This is a genomic window from Streptomyces sp. NPDC026538 (genome assembly GCF_055567535.1).
In genome coordinates, this window is the sequence record NZ_JBVHQG010000005.1 from 661,164 (window position 1) to 676,217 (window position 15,054).

General features: G+C 71.1%; 13 protein-coding genes. 8 read left to right on the top strand and 5 right to left on the bottom strand.

Annotation, left to right across the window (positions count from 1 at the left end):
- Nucleotides 1-398 precede the first annotated feature (398 nt).
- The 5 genes from ACZ4N4_RS23465 to ACZ4N4_RS23485 are packed head-to-tail and all read left to right on the top strand — an operon-like array spanning nucleotide 399 to nucleotide 6,231.
- Nucleotides 399-3,377 (top strand): sensor histidine kinase, encoded by a 2,979-nt coding sequence (locus ACZ4N4_RS23465; protein ID WP_467591704.1) that lies wholly within the window; start codon nucleotides 399-401, stop codon nucleotides 3,375-3,377.
- Nucleotides 3,374-3,877 (top strand): roadblock/LC7 domain-containing protein, encoded by a 504-nt coding sequence (locus tag ACZ4N4_RS23470; RefSeq protein WP_453577724.1) that lies wholly within the window; start codon nucleotides 3,374-3,376, stop codon nucleotides 3,875-3,877. Before ACZ4N4_RS23465 ends, ACZ4N4_RS23470 begins: the two co-directional genes overlap by 4 nt.
- The gene (locus ACZ4N4_RS23475) at nucleotides 3,874-4,302 is read left to right on the top strand and encodes a DUF742 domain-containing protein (RefSeq protein ID WP_453577722.1); all 429 of its coding nucleotides are present in this window, start codon (nucleotides 3,874-3,876) and stop codon (nucleotides 4,300-4,302) included. The genes ACZ4N4_RS23470 and ACZ4N4_RS23475 overlap by 4 nt, the downstream gene beginning before the upstream one ends.
- Complete coding sequence (locus tag ACZ4N4_RS23480) at nucleotides 4,283-4,918, top strand: GTP-binding protein (RefSeq protein ID WP_467591707.1); 636 nt, start codon at nucleotides 4,283-4,285, stop codon at nucleotides 4,916-4,918. Before ACZ4N4_RS23475 ends, ACZ4N4_RS23480 begins: the two co-directional genes overlap by 20 nt.
- A 59-nt stretch (nucleotides 4,919-4,977) precedes the next feature.
- A complete protein-coding gene (locus tag ACZ4N4_RS23485; RefSeq protein WP_453577719.1) occupies nucleotides 4,978-6,231 on the top strand; it encodes a styrene monooxygenase/indole monooxygenase family protein in 1,254 nt (417 codons plus the stop codon).
- 265 nt (nucleotides 6,232-6,496) lie between these two features.
- Here ACZ4N4_RS23485 and ACZ4N4_RS23490 read toward each other — a convergent pair whose 3' ends face one another.
- Both ACZ4N4_RS23490 and ACZ4N4_RS23495 read right to left on the bottom strand, forming a co-directional pair.
- Nucleotides 6,497-6,685, bottom strand: a complete 189-nt coding sequence (locus tag ACZ4N4_RS23490; protein WP_467591711.1) for a hypothetical protein — start codon at nucleotides 6,683-6,685, stop codon at nucleotides 6,497-6,499.
- 1,065 nt (nucleotides 6,686-7,750) lie between these two features.
- Entirely contained in the window at nucleotides 7,751-8,140 is a 390-nt protein-coding gene (locus ACZ4N4_RS23495) for a hypothetical protein (protein ID WP_467591714.1), read from the bottom strand.
- Nucleotides 8,141-8,728: 588 nt separating this feature from the next.
- On the opposite strand from ACZ4N4_RS23495, the gene ACZ4N4_RS23500 reads away from it, so the two are divergent.
- The 3 genes from ACZ4N4_RS23500 to ACZ4N4_RS23510 all read left to right on the top strand — a co-directional run bounded on the left by ACZ4N4_RS23500 (nucleotide 8,729) and on the right by ACZ4N4_RS23510 (nucleotide 10,983).
- The gene (locus ACZ4N4_RS23500; protein ID WP_467591717.1) at nucleotides 8,729-9,382 is read left to right on the top strand and encodes a TetR/AcrR family transcriptional regulator; all 654 of its coding nucleotides are present in this window, start codon (nucleotides 8,729-8,731) and stop codon (nucleotides 9,380-9,382) included.
- A gap of 10 nt (nucleotides 9,383-9,392) precedes the next feature.
- On the top strand, nucleotides 9,393-9,731 hold the full coding sequence (locus ACZ4N4_RS23505) for a hypothetical protein (protein WP_467591720.1): 339 nt from the start codon (nucleotides 9,393-9,395) through the stop codon (nucleotides 9,729-9,731).
- Between the two features lie 103 nt (nucleotides 9,732-9,834).
- A complete protein-coding gene (locus ACZ4N4_RS23510) occupies nucleotides 9,835-10,983 on the top strand; it encodes a C40 family peptidase (protein WP_467591723.1) in 1,149 nt (382 codons plus the stop codon).
- A gap of 14 nt (nucleotides 10,984-10,997) precedes the next feature.
- On the opposite strand, the gene ACZ4N4_RS23515 is transcribed toward ACZ4N4_RS23510, so the two are convergent.
- From ACZ4N4_RS23515 to ACZ4N4_RS23525, 3 genes are all read right to left on the bottom strand, one after another.
- The gene (locus ACZ4N4_RS23515; protein ID WP_453577705.1) at nucleotides 10,998-11,936 is read right to left on the bottom strand and encodes an AurF N-oxygenase family protein; all 939 of its coding nucleotides are present in this window, start codon (nucleotides 11,934-11,936) and stop codon (nucleotides 10,998-11,000) included.
- A 202-nt stretch (nucleotides 11,937-12,138) separates the two neighbouring features.
- Nucleotides 12,139-13,626, bottom strand: coding sequence for a penicillin-binding transpeptidase domain-containing protein (locus ACZ4N4_RS23520; RefSeq protein WP_467591727.1), 1,488 nt, complete (start codon nucleotides 13,624-13,626; stop codon nucleotides 12,139-12,141).
- Nucleotides 13,623-14,984 carry an FtsW/RodA/SpoVE family cell cycle protein gene (locus tag ACZ4N4_RS23525; RefSeq protein WP_467591730.1) on the bottom strand — a complete coding sequence of 454 codons (1,362 nt, stop codon included), beginning with the start codon at nucleotides 14,982-14,984 and terminating at the stop codon, nucleotides 13,623-13,625. Before ACZ4N4_RS23525 ends, ACZ4N4_RS23520 begins: the two co-directional genes overlap by 4 nt.
- Nucleotides 14,985-15,054: the final 70 nt, after the last annotated feature.

A 15,054-nucleotide genomic window follows, 5' to 3' on the forward strand; every position in this document is an offset into this window, starting at 1 on the left:
TGCACGACCCCTTCACGATCTTCGCCAAAGGCTGGCAACCGCCCGGGAATATACGCGCTCTCGCAGGTCAGCCGCCTGTTTTGGGCTGGAATGGCGCACTCCGGGAAGGCGTGGTGGCGAATCCTGTCAAAGCCTGTCGCCCGCGTCCAACCGGCCCGCCGGAAGAGGGTTCCGCATGCCCCGCCGGAACTTGCCCGCCAACTCCCCTCCGATGTTCACTCCTTCGGGTGGCGGGGCAGGCGATGCGAGACCACCGCCCACCGGCGCTGGGAGGGTCGGGGACCTACATAACGGGTGCACGTACCGGGTACGCGCACCACTTGGCACCGAAATGCCGGGGATTATGACGGGGTGCCACCCGGCTCCTTGGGTACACGAGTTCAGGAATGCGAGCACCGGTGCAGAAGACGCGGCCTCGGCGCACAGGCAAGAAGACGGCCTCCGAAACGGGCACCGCCGCTCCCGTCGGCACCGGCCGCCGCAAGCATGTCCGCACGCGGCTGATCGTGGCCGTGGCGGTGGTCGCCGCGGCGATCGCGGGGGCCGGCGCGCCCGCCCTGCTGACCGCCTCCGGTCAGCTGAGCGACTCCCAGGAGCTGGTGACCCTCGCCGGGCGCACCCAGGACGCGCTGGCGCTGGCCAACTCGCTCGCCGACGAGCGCGACGAGGTCACCTCCTACGTCGCCGCGGGCCGCCCCAAGTCCAAGGCGCCCTCGCAGGACCGCGGTGCCCGGGTCGACCGCCAGGTCGAGGACCTGCGCGCGAACACCGACCTCCCGGGCTGGCTGCGCACCGACCTCGACGGCATCGCGGCCGTCCGCCGGTCCGCGCTCACCGGCCAGAGCACGGCCCTGCAGGCGCACGAGGCGTACTCCCGGACCATCACCGAACTCCACCGGCTCGCCGAGGAACTGGCCGAGCAGACACCCCCGAGGGCCGGCTCCGGCGCCTACGCGCTCGCCGAGCTGGACTCCGCCGTCCAGCAGTCCGCGGCCGCCCGGGGTCTCCTCCTCGCCGCCCTGGCCATCCCCAGCACCACCCGGACCACGATCGACCCGCTCACCGGTCTGCCCACCACGAGCACCACCACCTCCGACGCCGACCGGAAGCAGCGCGACGCGCTCACCGCCGCCGCCCAGCAGGCCAGGCTGCGCGCCGACGCGGCCCTCGCCGGCTTCCGCGACACCGCGCCCGAGGCGGCGGTCGAGTCGTACGACTCCACGGTCACCGGCAACGACGTCAACGACGCCGACAAGTACCTGGCCGCCCTCACCGACCAGCCGACCCTCTCCGACGACGACCTCGCCACCGGCACCAAGAAGCTGGACACGGCGCTGTCCGCCCGGGTCGACCTGATGCGGGGCACCGAGTCCGCCCTCTACGACCACCGCACCAAGGATCTCGCGGGGCTCCGCGACGACGACGTCACCGCGCTGGAGATCCGGGTCGCGGTGCTGGGCGCCCTGATGCTGGTGGCGGTCGGCATCGCCACGGCCATGGCCCGCACCCTCACCCGCCCCCTCTCGGTGCTCCGCCGGGGCTCGGCGCGGCTGGCCGAGGCCCAGGACCCGCGCACCGCGGAACCGATCGCGTTCACGGGCCGCGACGACGAGTTCGCCCAGGTCGTCCGCTCCGTCAACGCCCTGCACGCACACGCCGCCGAACTGTACGACCGCATCGCCACCCTGGAGACCGACCGCAAGCACCTGGTCGGCCAGCGCCAGAAGATGGCCGACGCCCGCGAGGAACTGCGCGCCGAACTGACCTCCGCCGGCGACCAGCTGGAGCGGCTGCGCACCAGCATCGGCGGCACCTTCGTCAACCTCGCGCTGCGCACCCTCGGCCTCGTCGAGCGGCAGCTCGCCGTCATCGAGGGCCTGGAGGAGCGCGAGCAGGACCCGGACCGCCTGGCCACCCTGTTCAAGCTCGACCACTTCGCCACGGTCATGCGCCGGCACAGCGAGAACCTCCTGGTCCTCGCCGGCACCGAGCACGTCCAGCAGCACGCGGGCCCGATCCCGCTGGTGGACGTGGTGCGGGCGGCGGTCAGCGAGATCGAGCGCTACGAGCGGGTCCGTATCTCGGCCCTGCCCCCGCACGCGCACGTGGCCGGCTTCGCCGCCGACGACCTCAGCCACCTGCTCGCCGAACTCATGGAGAACGCCACCTCGTTCTCGCCGCCCGACGTGCCCGTGGAGATCTCCGGCTGGCTGCTGGAGAGCGGCGAGGTCATGCTCTCCGTGCAGGACGAGGGCATCGGCATGACCGCCGACCGCCTGGTCCGCCTCAACGGCCGCCTCGCCGGCTTCGACCCCGAGGCGCCGTACGACCAGGAGGGCGAGAACGGTCTCGGGCTCGGCCTGTACGTGGTGGCCCGCCTGGCCCACCGGCACGGCGTCCGGGTGCAGCTGCGCGAGCAGAAGCAGGGCGGCGTGGCGGCGGTCGTGGTCCTGCCCCAGGCCCTGCTGGCCGCGGCCCCCGCGACGGCGGTCCCCTCGGCCGCCACGGCTGCCGGCGGCGCCCACGGCTTCTCGCTGCCCGGCGCGGACGCGGAGGTCAACTCGAACGTCCTGCACGGCCGCTCGAAGTCCGGCGACCCCCTGGTCACGCTGGCGGAGCAGGCCGTACGGAAGGCCGACGAGCAGCCCGCCCACGAACAGGCGGCCGTACCCAGGGCGACGGTCCCCGAACCGGCGGCCCGCCCGAAGGCCCCGGCGGAGACCCCCGCCGAGACGACGATGGAACTCCTGGTCCCGGACCACACGGTGCCACCGAACGCGACTCCCGAACAGCCGCCCCGAGCCACCACGGGGGAGCAGGCGTACCCCGCCGCTGCCGCCGGAGAGCAGGCGCACCCCGCAGCCGGGGGGCAGGCCTACCCCGCAGCCGGGCAGCGGACGCATCCCGCTGACGCCGAGGGGCATACGCGGCCGCGATCCGCGGGCGCCGACGGTGAGCGGTCCCCGCTGGGGCCGTCCGCAGGCGCCCACGAGAGCCGCACGGGCGGTGCGGGTGGCAACGACGGCTTCGGCGAAGCCCGCACCGGCGGTCCCGTCGGGGACGGCGGCGCCGACGACGAGGACCCGGTCACCAGCAAGGGCCTCCCCAAGCGCACCCCCAAGATCACCGCCCAAGCCCCGGCCCCCCGCCAGCGCGGCACCGGCGTCGACGCCGACGCCCTGCGGCGCAGGCTCGGCGGCTTCCGCAGCGGCGCCGACGCCGGCCGCCGTGACGTCGCGGCGGAGATCGCCGAGCAGACCGGCCAGAACCAGGTGCCTGGCACCCGGAACCACGTGCCGAGCACCACACCAGCGGTACCCGGATCAGCCGCATCCGGTGAAGCCACGGGGGGCACAGTCGAGGAGGCAAGCAGTTGACCGCGCCCAGTACCTTCGGACTGAGCAGTGAGGCCCGTAACCTGCACTGGCTGCTGAGCAACCTCGTGGAGGAGGTGTCCGGCATCCAGTCGGTCGCCGTGGTCTCCTCGGACGGCCTGCTCCTGCTCTCATCTGACCCCGGCCGCAACGAAGAGGCCCGGGAGGCCCGCACCGAGAAGCGGCGCGGCCCGCGCGGCTCCGCCGCCGACCTCGCCACCATCGTCTCCGGCATCGGCAGCCTGACCGTCGGCGCCGCCCGGCTGATGGACTTCGGCGGGGTCAAGCACACGATGGTCGCGATGGACGAGGGCAGCCTCTTCGTGATGTCGATCAGCGACGGCTCGCTGCTCGGCGTGCACGGTTCCGCGGAGTGCGACATGAGTGTCGTGGCGTACCACATGGCGCTGTTCGTCGGCCGCGCCGGTCACGTCCTGACCCCCGAGCTCCGCAGCGAACTGAGGAAATCCCTGGAGGCAGACGCGACGAGGAGCGGCCAGTGAGCAACGTGCCGAAGAACCGCAGGCAGAACCTCCCGGTGCGCGGCGACCGAAAACCCGCCCGCGTCCGCCCCTACTCGCTCACCGGTGGCCGTACCCGCTTCGGTCACGTCCTCCTCGTGGAGACGTTCGTCGGCAGCACAGCCGCGCTGGAGGCCCCGGAGGAGCGCAAGGAACTGACGAATGGTTCCCTCAACACCCGGGTCATGCCGGAGATGCGGGCCATCGTCGAACTGTGCCGCCGGATGCGCACGGTGGCCGAGATCGCCGCGCTGCTGAAGATGCCGCTCGGTGTGGTCCGGGTCCTGCTCAGTGACCTCGCGGACCAGGGAAAGATCCGTGTGTACGGAACGGGGACCGGTCACGGCGTGGGCCGCCCGGACCGCGCTCTGCTGGAAAGGGTGCTGAGTGGACTACGCCGTCTCTGACGCCTCCGGCGTCGCCCCGCTCCTCGACGGCGAGGAGCAAGTGCGGTCCTGGCAGACGGACCGCGGCCGGGCCCCCATCGCGACGAAGATAGTCGTGGCGGGCGGTTTCGGTGTCGGCAAGACCACGCTGGTCACCGCCGTCTCGGAGATCACGCCCCTGCAGACCGAGGCGCTGATGACCGAGGCGAGCGAGGAGACCGACGACCTCGCCGCCACGCCCGGCAAGCTCACCACCACGGTGGCCATGGACTTCGGCCGCCTCACCCTCGACGACGACCTCGTGCTCTACCTGTTCGGCACGCCGGGCCAGCAGCGGTTCTGGTTCATGTGGGACGACCTGGTGCGGGGCGCGATCGGGGCCGTCGTGCTGGCGGACACCCGGCGTCTGAAGGACTGCTTCCCGGCGCTGGACTACTTCGAGAGCTGCGGGCTGCCGTACGTCGTGGCGGTCAACCACTTCGACGGCAGCGAGCGCTTCGAACCCGAGGACGTGCGGGAGGCGTTGACGATCCCGCCGCGCATACCTGTAATGATCATGGACGCCCGCCGCCGTGTCCCGGTGATCGAGACACTGCTGTCCCTGGTCGGCCACGCGCTGGACGAAACCCCTGAATAGTCCTCGAGTAGCCCCCCGAGTAGTCCCCGAGTAGATCTTCGTTAGGAGCCACCACCCGCATGCGGAAGATACTCGTCGTGGGGGCCGGCCAGTCCGGTCTCCAGCTCGCCCTCGGCCTCCAGTCGCACGGCTACGAGGTCACCCTGATGTCGAACCGGACCGCGGACGAGATCCGCTCCGGCCGGGTCATGTCGACGCAGTGCATGTTCCACACGGCACTGCAGCACGAGCGCGATCTCCAGCTGAACTTCTGGGAGTCCCAGGCCCCGAAGATCGAAGGACTCGGCGTCTCGGTCGCGGCCCCCGGCTCCTGGGCCGAGGGTCCCGCGGCCCGCGCCATCGACTGGGTGGGCAGGCTCGACGGGTACGCGCAGTCGGTCGACCAGCGGGTGAAGATGGCCGGCTGGATGGAGACCTTCGCCCAGCGCGGCGGCCAGCTGGTCATCCACGGGGCGGCGGTCGGCGACCTCGACTACTTCGCCCGCGCCTACGACCTGGTGCTGGTCTCGGCGGGCAAGGGCGAGCTGGTCCAGATGTTCGGCCGGGACGCGGAGCGGTCCCCCTACACCGAGCCGCAGCGGGCCCTCGCCGTCGCCTACGTCCACGGCCTCGGCCCCCGCCCCGAGCACCCGGACTTCCACGCGGTCCGCTGCAACCTGGTCCCCGGTGTCGGCGAACTCTTCGTCATGCCGACCCTGACCACCTCGGGACCGGCCGACATCCTCTTCTGGGAGGGCATACCCGGCGGCCCGCTGGACGCCTTCAACGGCGTCAAGGACCCGGCGGAGCACCTCTCCCTGACCCTGGAACTCATGGAGCGGTACACGCCCTGGGAGTACGCGCGGGCCGCCAAGGCCGAACTGACCGACGCGGGCGGCACACTGGCCGGCCGCTACGCACCCACGGTCCGCAACCCCATCGGCCGTCTTCCCGGCGGCGGCCTGGTGCTGGGCGTCGCGGACGTCGTCGTCGCCAACGACCCGATCACCGGCCAGGGCTCCAACTCGGCCGCCAAGTGCGCCGCCGCCTATCTCGCCTCGATCCTCGAACACGGCGAGAAGGAGTTCGACGAGACCTGGATGCAGCAGACCTTCGACCGCTACTGGGACACCGCCCAGCACGTCACCAAGTGGACGAACGCGATGCTCGCCCCGCCGCCGGAGCACGTCCTCAACCTGATCGGCGCGGCCGGCCAGCTCCAGCCGGCCGCCGACCGCTTCGCCAACGCCTTCAACGACCCCTCGGACTTCGAGAACTTCTTCTACGAGCCGGCGAGGACGGAGGCCTATCTGGCCTCGATCTCTGGAGCCTGACGGGGCCCTGACCTGGGCTCCGGCTGTCGTCCTCTGTCGTTGTTGGTCGACGTTGGGTGCCCTCGGACGGCCCACAGACGGCCCCGGATATGGGGCCGGCTGTGGCCTTTGACGTTCAGCTACCTCGTCGTGAACCAGGGTCTGCCGCTGGTTCCCTCGGGATGCCCGTGGGCCGGGTAGACGTTCATGACCGGAACTCCAAGTTCAAGCTGTTGGTGGAAGCGCGCTGTGGGAAGGGCAGGCCCCGAAGAGCCTGCCCCGCCCATCACTTGCCCTTCGGCTTGTGCTTGGTCGGGTCAACAAGCGTGTAACCCTGGCCAGCCTTGGGCGTCGGCGGAAGGGGCTTGCCCTTCACGGCCGTGACCTCGGTCTTGGAGCCGGGGACCGTGTACTGTCCCGACTTCGGCGTCGGCGTACCCGGCGGGTACGCCGACGCCGAAGTCGTCAGTCTCAAGATCCACGACCACGCCAAGTGGCTAGACAAGTTCTCCAGAGCGCTTGCTCAGCTCTCAAGAGTAGGCAGGTGGACAGTGTGCCCCTGGTCCGCCATGCTGCCTTGGCGGTGAGGGGTCAGCGCTGGCCGCATTGGGTTAGGGGTGGGGATCGATGGAGCAATCGCAGGTCGCAGCTGTGCCGCCGGAGCGCATTCGTTACCGGTTGACGCGCCTCCAACGCTTGCTGCCCGTGCTGCCTGGCGTCGTCATGGTCACGGCCTTCCAGGTCTTGATCTGGTTGGACGGGGGACCATTCGGTCCTCTACTTGTCTCAGGACTGCTTTTGTGGGGTGTTCTGCCAGTTCTGATCACCTTGCTGCCTTTCGGGGTCACTCTCACGCCATCGGCGGCTGTCGTGCGCAACCTCCGCCGCCGGACCATCCAGTGGTCGGACGTCCAAGCTGTCCAGATCGAGTCTTTCTTCGGAAGCCGGACCGTCGTGATCTACGAAGCGGGCGGCCGCTGTACCCGCCTGCGGGCGCCGATCACCGGGTTCCTCAGCTGGGATCGCAGTTTCGAGGACAAGTTCCACACAGTCGGTAGGTGGTGGCTGGATCACCGCGGCCCGGACTGGGCTCCTGTCCCGCCGCCGGGGGTGCAATGGGGTGGCCCACCGGCCTCCGACGGGAACCCTTACGCGCCTCCGGCGTAGCCAGGAGCTGATCCACGCACCCTCCGGGTGGCGGAGACTCAGTGACTGGGGCAAGCCACGGGACGCCGCCCATGGGTTGGAACAGCGCCCGCGCCGGACACAGACCTGAAGGTCTGGCCTCATCCTTATCAGGTCGATCGAGGTGGTCTCTCGACCGTGATGAAGGTCCGTTGAGCCCTGATGCGGCCGCCGCTGAGGTTCGGCATTAATCGGCGCCGTACGCCCTTGTTGGTGTCAGCCGCTGGTGTCAGACGGCCCAGGTGCCCTTGACAGTTTGGCTTTCACTGCCCGCCAGTTCATGGTTGTCCCCGTCGAGACCGATTGCCTGCTGGCGTCATGCTCGTATGGGTTCCAGTTGGCGCATGCGCAGCGTTCATAGATGCGCAAGGCCGAGCAGCAGCAGGAAGACCAGGGCGATTCCCCCGAGGAACCACGGCACTCGGCCTCGCCCACGCTGTTCGACGACTTCGGCGTAGCTGGGGTCCTTCGCGTCGTAGATGACTTCCAAGCGCTGGCCGACGCCGATCGGCGGGAACTTGTACGGCATGCTGTCGCAGTAGTACTGCGAGCCGTCGACCTCGTACAGCAGACGGAGCGTGACCAGGCCCTTTTCGTTTCGGGCAGTGGTGGAGCACAGCGCATGGACGGTCACACCCCGGCGTGCGAGATTCTGATGCCGCCAGATGAAGACGATCGACCCTGCGGCAACGGGGATCCCAAAGAACAAGATGGTCCCCGTATAGTCCCGCAGCCCGTCCAGCATGTCCCCTCCGCAGCCTCAACCATCACGTGCTTCACCGAACGCCGCGAGTCTGACAGCGGCCGCCTCCAAACACCACGGCATTACGATCTCGGCTGTAGTCGTCCCTCGTCAGGGACCAGACGATCTCCACCCACCACTCTCCCCAGCGCCCATCCCGTCCGCCGTCGACCCACACGTCTGTGGAGCGGGCGTGGTTCCTGGCGTCCAGGCGGAGCGCGCCACTGTACGAACGACCTGGACGCCATGGGCCGCGTCTGCTGCCTTGACGCTGCGGATCTACGCTCACCTCATGCCCAGTAGCCAGGAGCGGACCCGCACGGCCATCGCGACGGCGGCCTATCTGGCGTCGGTGGCCGGCGCCGCCTGATCCGGGCGGTTTTCGGCCGCCGGTGCGTGGTGGCCGGTCGCACAGTTCCCCGCGCCCCTCAGGTAGGTGCACTGGTCCCACCTGAAGGGGCGCGGGGCTGTGCCGACACGCGGCTCCGCCGCGTGGGCGCGACCGGCCACGACGGCGCCGCACCCGACCGGCGGCCCATCGCGGCACGACGCCCGTCGCCGCGCCCCCGGCGGAGCGCATACGCTGCAGCCATGAGCCCGCAGGCCGCCACCCCCGCCTACCGCAGGCTGTCCGTCGAGGAGCGGCGCAGCCAGCTCCTCGAAGCGGCCCTCTCCCTCTTCGCGCACCGCGTCCCCGAGGACGTCTCCCTCGATGACGTGGCGGAGGCGGCCGGGGTCTCCCGCCCCCTGGTGTACCGGTACTTCCCGGGCGGCAAGCAGCAGCTCTACGAGGCCGCCCTCAGGTCGGCCGCCGAGGAGCTGGAGCACTGCTTCGACGAACCCCGCGAGGGCCCCCTGCTGCCCCGCCTCTCCCGTGCCCTCGACCGCTATCTCGCCTTCGTCGACCAGCACGACGCCGGCTTCAGCGCCCTGCTCCAGGGCGGCAGCGTGGTCGAGACCTCACGGACGACGGCGACCGTGGACGGCGTACGACGGGCCGCCGCGCGGCACATTCTCAGCCACCTCGGCATCGCCGACCCCGGGCCCCGGCTGCGGATGACCGTCCGCATGTGGATCACGGCCGTCGAGGCGGCCTCCCTGATCTGGCTGGACGAGGACAAGCAGCCGCCCGTCGAGGAGCTGCGGGACTGGCTGGTGGAACAGTTCGTCGCCGTACTGAGCGTCACCGCGCGCCGCGACCCGCAGACGGCCGCCCTCGTCGACGCCCTCGCGTCGGATGGCTGAAACTGGTGCCGTGAAGAGTCAGGACACCCCCTTCGAGGGCGGCCCCATGGACGGGCGCGTGCTCCCGGTGCTGCTCGGTATGACCGGCCACCCCCCGAAGACGTACCGCATTCCGGTCCCGGACCCGGCCGGCGGCCCGCCCACCGTCCTGGTCTACCGGCGCGTCGCGCGCGGACAGAGCAAGCGCCTGGGCCTGACCCAGGGCTGGAAGTACGAGTACGACCCCATCGGCCGCGGCGGCGGCGGAGGAGGTCTGAAGTGGCCGTGGTCGAAGCCGGATCCGGTCCCGGACCAGCCCCCCGCACCGGACAGCACCCCGCTCCGCAAGCCGGATGACACGGACGGGTGAAACGGCTGGGCCGATAAGCCCATAATCGCTGCGCGGATCAAACGTACATGTCTGATTATCACGATGCGGAACGGAGAGGCCGTCCCGCATCGGAGGTGATGACGTGTCAGGAAGGTTCCTGCGCCTGGCCTGTACGGCGGCGGTGGCGGCCCAGGCCGTCCTCGCGCCCGTGGCCGCGGTCGCCGCGCCCCCCGCGCCCGGCCCCGAGCGGCCGGTGGCCGAATTGCTGACCGACCTTCAGCAGCGGTACCGGCAGGTGGAGCAGGCCACCGAGACCTACAACGCCACCGAGGAACGGCTCGAGCGGCAGCGCGCCGAGGTGGACCGGCTGGACGACGAGCTGGCCAGGTCCCGGCTCTCCCTGCACTCCAGCAGGGCCGAGGCGGGCCGGTTGGCCCGGCAGCAGTACCAGAGCGTCACCGGGATCTCCCCGTACGTGCGGCTGCTCCTGGCCCGCGACCCGCAGCACGCGCTCGACGAGGGCCATGTCATTGGGCAGTTGGCGCGCGAGCGGGCCGAGACGGTGGGACGTCTCGCGGACGACGAGAAGCGGCAGGCTGACCTGGCCCGCAAGGCCCGCAAGGCGCTGGACACCCGACTCGCCCTCGCCGAGAGCCAGAAGAAGCAGCGCGACGAGGTCCAGGGCCGGCTGTCCGAGGTGGAGCGCATGCTGGCCTCCCTCACCCCCGCCCAGCTGACCGCCGTGGCCGACCTGGAGCGGACCAGCACCGCCGACGCGCAGCGCGAACTCACCACGTCCGGTGCCCTCAGCGCCACCACACCGCCCCCGTCCCAGGAGGGCGACCGCGCGGTGCGCTACGCGGTACGGCAGCTGGGGAAGCCGTACCAGTGGGGCGCGCAGGGCCCGACGTCGTACGACTGCTCGGGCCTGACCTCACAGGCCTGGGACCATGCCGGCACCCCCATCCCCCGCACCAGCCAGCAGCAGTGGGCCGACCTGCCCCACGTCCCGCTGAACCAGCTGCGCCCGGGTGACCTGGTCGTCTACTTCCCCGAGGCCACCCACGTGGCCCTCTACCTGGGCGACGGCAAGGTGGTCCAGGCCCCCCGCCCCGGTGCGAGGATCAAGGTCTCCCCGATCGCCGCCAACCCCATCCTGGGCGCCGTGCGCCCGGACCCGGGGTCCCGGCCCCTGGGCCGCTACACACCCCCGGCCATCCCGAAGACGGCGACAGAGGGCCCGGACGAGAGCTTCGGCACGCCAGGACCGACGGCTCCGACCCTCACCTGAGGACGCGCGGGGGCTCAGGCCAGCAGCCCCGAGCTCTTCCACAGCCGCCGACCGGCACCCCGAAGAACCCCGATGTCGTCCAGGAAGTCCGTCAGTTTCCTCGCGCCGTTCTGCATGACCTCCCGCCGGTGGCCGCTCGCCCGTACCTGGGCCACCGCCTCCCGCCGGTCCAGGCCCACGTTCGTGTAGACCTCGGGATTGACGAAGGCCACCGAGAACACCCGTGCGAACTCGCCGGAGGTGACCCGGGTGAACTCCTGGGACCAGCGGGGTGCCGTCATCATCTGGCGGCGCAGCTCCTCGCGGGCGTACCGGACGTGCCGGGCCTCCTCGACCACGTGGATGCGCGTGACCCCACGGACCAGTGTCTGCACCCGCTCGTCGGGGAACGTCAGCCGCTGCATCCAGTCCAGGACCTCCTCGCCGAGCAGCGTGGCCGTGAAGGAACCGGGCGTGGTCGAGATCGTCTTGAACAGGCGGCCCAGGTTGAGGTGGGCCCGGCTCACCGGGTACCAGGGCGCGTCACCGCGGGCTATCAGGCGGGCGAACATCTTCGAGTGCCGGCACTCGTCCTCGATCTCGGTCAGCGCGTAGCGCACATGCGCGCTCGTCGCCGCCTTGTCGTAGATGTGCCGCACCAGCAGCTGCATCAGGATCAGCTCGAACCAGATGCCGAGCGAGGCGAGGGCCGCGGCCTCGTGCTGGGAGAGCAGGATCCGCTGTTCCTCGGACATCCGCCGCCACATCGGGGTGTCGTAGAGCGACACCAGCTCCGGCGGCCAGAACCACTTGCCGTCCTCGAAGGGCGCGTCCCAGTCCAGCTCCTTGTCCGGGTCGAAGGAGTGCTTCGCGGAGGAGACGAGCAGCCGTTCGGCCACCTGCTCGCGGTCCTTGAGCAGGCCGAGCGCGTCGCGCAGTCCGTCGACCGCGTCCGCTTCCGTCAGGGTCGTCATGGCTCCCTCACCTCGTTACCCGGGGGTATGTTGCCGTCGGCTCTTATGAGACCGCTTGTCAGCAAGACGGTCAATCCCCCGCGCGCGACTTGTTGACTCCGCGTCTACCCGGATCCCGTCCCATCGCCCCGGAACAGCCGGCCCAGTTCAGTCGGCCCCGCCCCCCGTCCCCGCCCACCCGCCCCGTCCACCCGCCCCCGGTTCAGAGCCCCAACACCGCCCGCATCACCGCCCTGGCGATCGGCGCCGCGTCCCCGCCCCCGCTGATGTCGCCCCGCTCGGCCGCCGCGTCCTCCACCACCACGGCCACCGCGACCTTCGGCTCCAGGTCGTTGTCCGCCTGCGCCCAGGACACGAACCAGGCGTACGGCACGCCGGAGTTGCCGATGCCGTGCTGCGCGGTGCCGGTCTTGCCACCGACCGTGGCGCCGCGGATCGCCGCGTTGGAGCCGGTGCCCTCCTCGACCACGTCCGTCATCAGCTCCTTCATCAGGACGGCCGTCGAGGGGCTCATCACCTGCCGGACCGGCCCGGCGCCGCCCGTGCCGACCGTCTCGCCGGTCCGCCGCACGGTCCGCTCCACCAGATACGGCGGCCGGGCCATCCCGCCGTTGGCCACCGCCGCCGCGACCATCGCCATCTGCAGCGGGGTGGCGCGGGTGTTGTACTGCCCGATCGACGACAGCGCCAGCTGCGCCTTGTCCACGCTCGTGTCGAAGGTGCTCGGCACGGCGGAGAAGGGGATGCGCAGGTGTCTGTCGTTGAAGCCGAACGCCTGGGCCGTCGCCGTCATGTCCGCGACCCCCACATCCACGCCCAGCTTGGCGAAGACCGTGTTGCAGGACCACTCGAAGGCGGCCCGCAGTGAGGCGTCCGCGCAGCCGTCGCCCTCGTTGGTCAGCCGGGTCGTGGTGCCCGGCAGCCGGAAGGGGTCGGGGGAGTCGGTCGGCGCGTCCAGGTCGGTGACCACACCCGCGTCAAGGGCGGCGGCCGCGGTGACCACCTTGAAGGTCGACCCCGGCGGATACGTCTGCCGTACCGCGCGGTTGAGCATCGGCTTCTCCGGGTCGCCGTTGAGGCGCGCCCAGGCCGAGGCCACCGGCTCGCCGTTGCCGGACAGTTCGGAGGGGTCGTACGACGGCGTGGACACCAGGGCGAGGATCCGGCCGGTCGACGGCTCGATCGCGGCCACCGCGCCCTTGCGGGAGCCCAGGCCCCGGAAGGCGGCCTCCTGGGCGTACCGGTTCAGGGTGGTGACGACGTTCCCGCCCGGGTTCTGCGACCGGCTGGTGTCGTTCCACAGCGGGAACGGCGCGAGCATCGGGTCGGTCCCGGAGAGCAGCGCGTCCTCGGCGTGCTCCAGGAACGTGGTGCCGTACAGCTGGGAGGCGAAGCCGGTCACCGGGGCGTACAACGGGCCCTGCGGATACGTGCGTTCGTAGCGGAGCTGCTCCCTGCTGTCCCGGGAGCCGGTGACCGGCTCGCCGCCGACCAGGATGTCGCCGCGCGGCAGGCCGTAACGCGCGATGGAGGCGCGGCGGTTGGCGGGGTTGTCGTCGTAGGCGTGGGCCCGGACCACCTGGACGCGGGCCGCGTTGACGAGCAGGGCGAAGAGCAGCAGCGCGCAGAAGGCGCGGGCCCGTCGGATGTACCGGGCCAGGCCGGCGCCCTGGCGGTCGTGGCGGCTCATGGGGCCACCCGTCCGTCGTAGTGGCGGCGGGCCGAGTCGCTCACCCGGATCAGCAGGGCCACGATCGCCCAGTTGGTGACCACCGAGGAGCCGCCCTGGGCGAGGAACGGCATCGCCATCCCGGTCAGCGGGATCAGCCCGGTGACCCCGCCCGCGATGACGAACACCTGGAGCGCGACGATCGAGGCCAGCCCGACCGCGAGCAGCCGGCCGAAGGGCTCGCGCAGGGCGAGGCCGGCCCGGTAGCCGCGCTCGACGAGCAGCCCGTAGAGAAGGAAGATCGCGGACAGGCCGGTCAGGCCGAGCTCCTCGCCCGCGGTGGCCAGGATGAAGTCCGACTTGGTGGCGAAGCCGATCAGGATCGAGTGGCCGAGGCCGAGTCCGGTGCCGAGGACCCCCCCGGCGGCGAACGCGAAGAGGGACTGGGCGAGTTGGTTCGGTCCGTGCCCGGCGTCGATCGAGGCGAAGGGGTGCAGCCAGTCCTCGATCCGGCCGTGGACATGCGGTTCCAGATGGCCGACGGCGACCGCGCCGAGTACCGCGAGCAGCAAGCCCACGGCGATCCAGCCGGTGCGTCCGGTGGCGACGTAGAGCATGACGACGAAGAGGCCGAAGAAGAGCAGCGACGTGCCCAGGTCGCGTTCGAGGATCAGGACGCCGACGCTCACCAGCCAGATGGTGACGATCGGGCCGAGCACCCGCCCGGTCGGGAACTGCATGAACCACAGCCGGCGGCCGGCGTAGGCGAGGGCGTTGCGGTTGGCGGCCAGGTACGCGGCGAAGAACACCGCGAGCAGCACCTTCGCGAACTCGCTGGGCTGGATGGAGAATCCGGCGATCCGGATCCAGATCCGGGCGCCGTTGACGGCCGGGAAGAAGATCGGGAGCAGCAGCAGGACGAGCGCGGCGGCGACACAGACGTAGGAGTAGCGCTGCAGGAGGCGGTGGTCGCGCAGCATCAGCACGACCATGATGAACAGGCCGACGCCCAGGGTGGACCAGACGAGTTGGGCGGGGGCCGCCCGGTCGCCGGGGGTCTGCAGGTCCAGCCGGTAGATCAGGACCAGGCCGAGTCCGTTGAGCAGCACGCCGATGGGCAGCGGCAGCGGGTCGGCGTACGGCGCGCGAAAGCGTACGGCGAGATGGGCGACGAGCGCGAGGACGCCGAGGCCGGCGCCGTAACCGGCGGCACCGGGCGGCACGGTGCCGGTCCGGGCCAGGCCGACCGCGCAGTAGCCGTACACGGAGAGCAGGACGGCCAGCACGATCAGGGCGAGCTCGATGCCACGGCGCCGGGGGAGACGGACGGCGGCGGCCGGGGCCGCGGACGCCGTGAGGGTGGTTCCGGCCTTGGTCATGTCCGGAACTTACCCACATAGTGCTAGTTGCGTGCTTTGTTGCCTTGCGCCAGCGTGGCGTGTGGTCCGG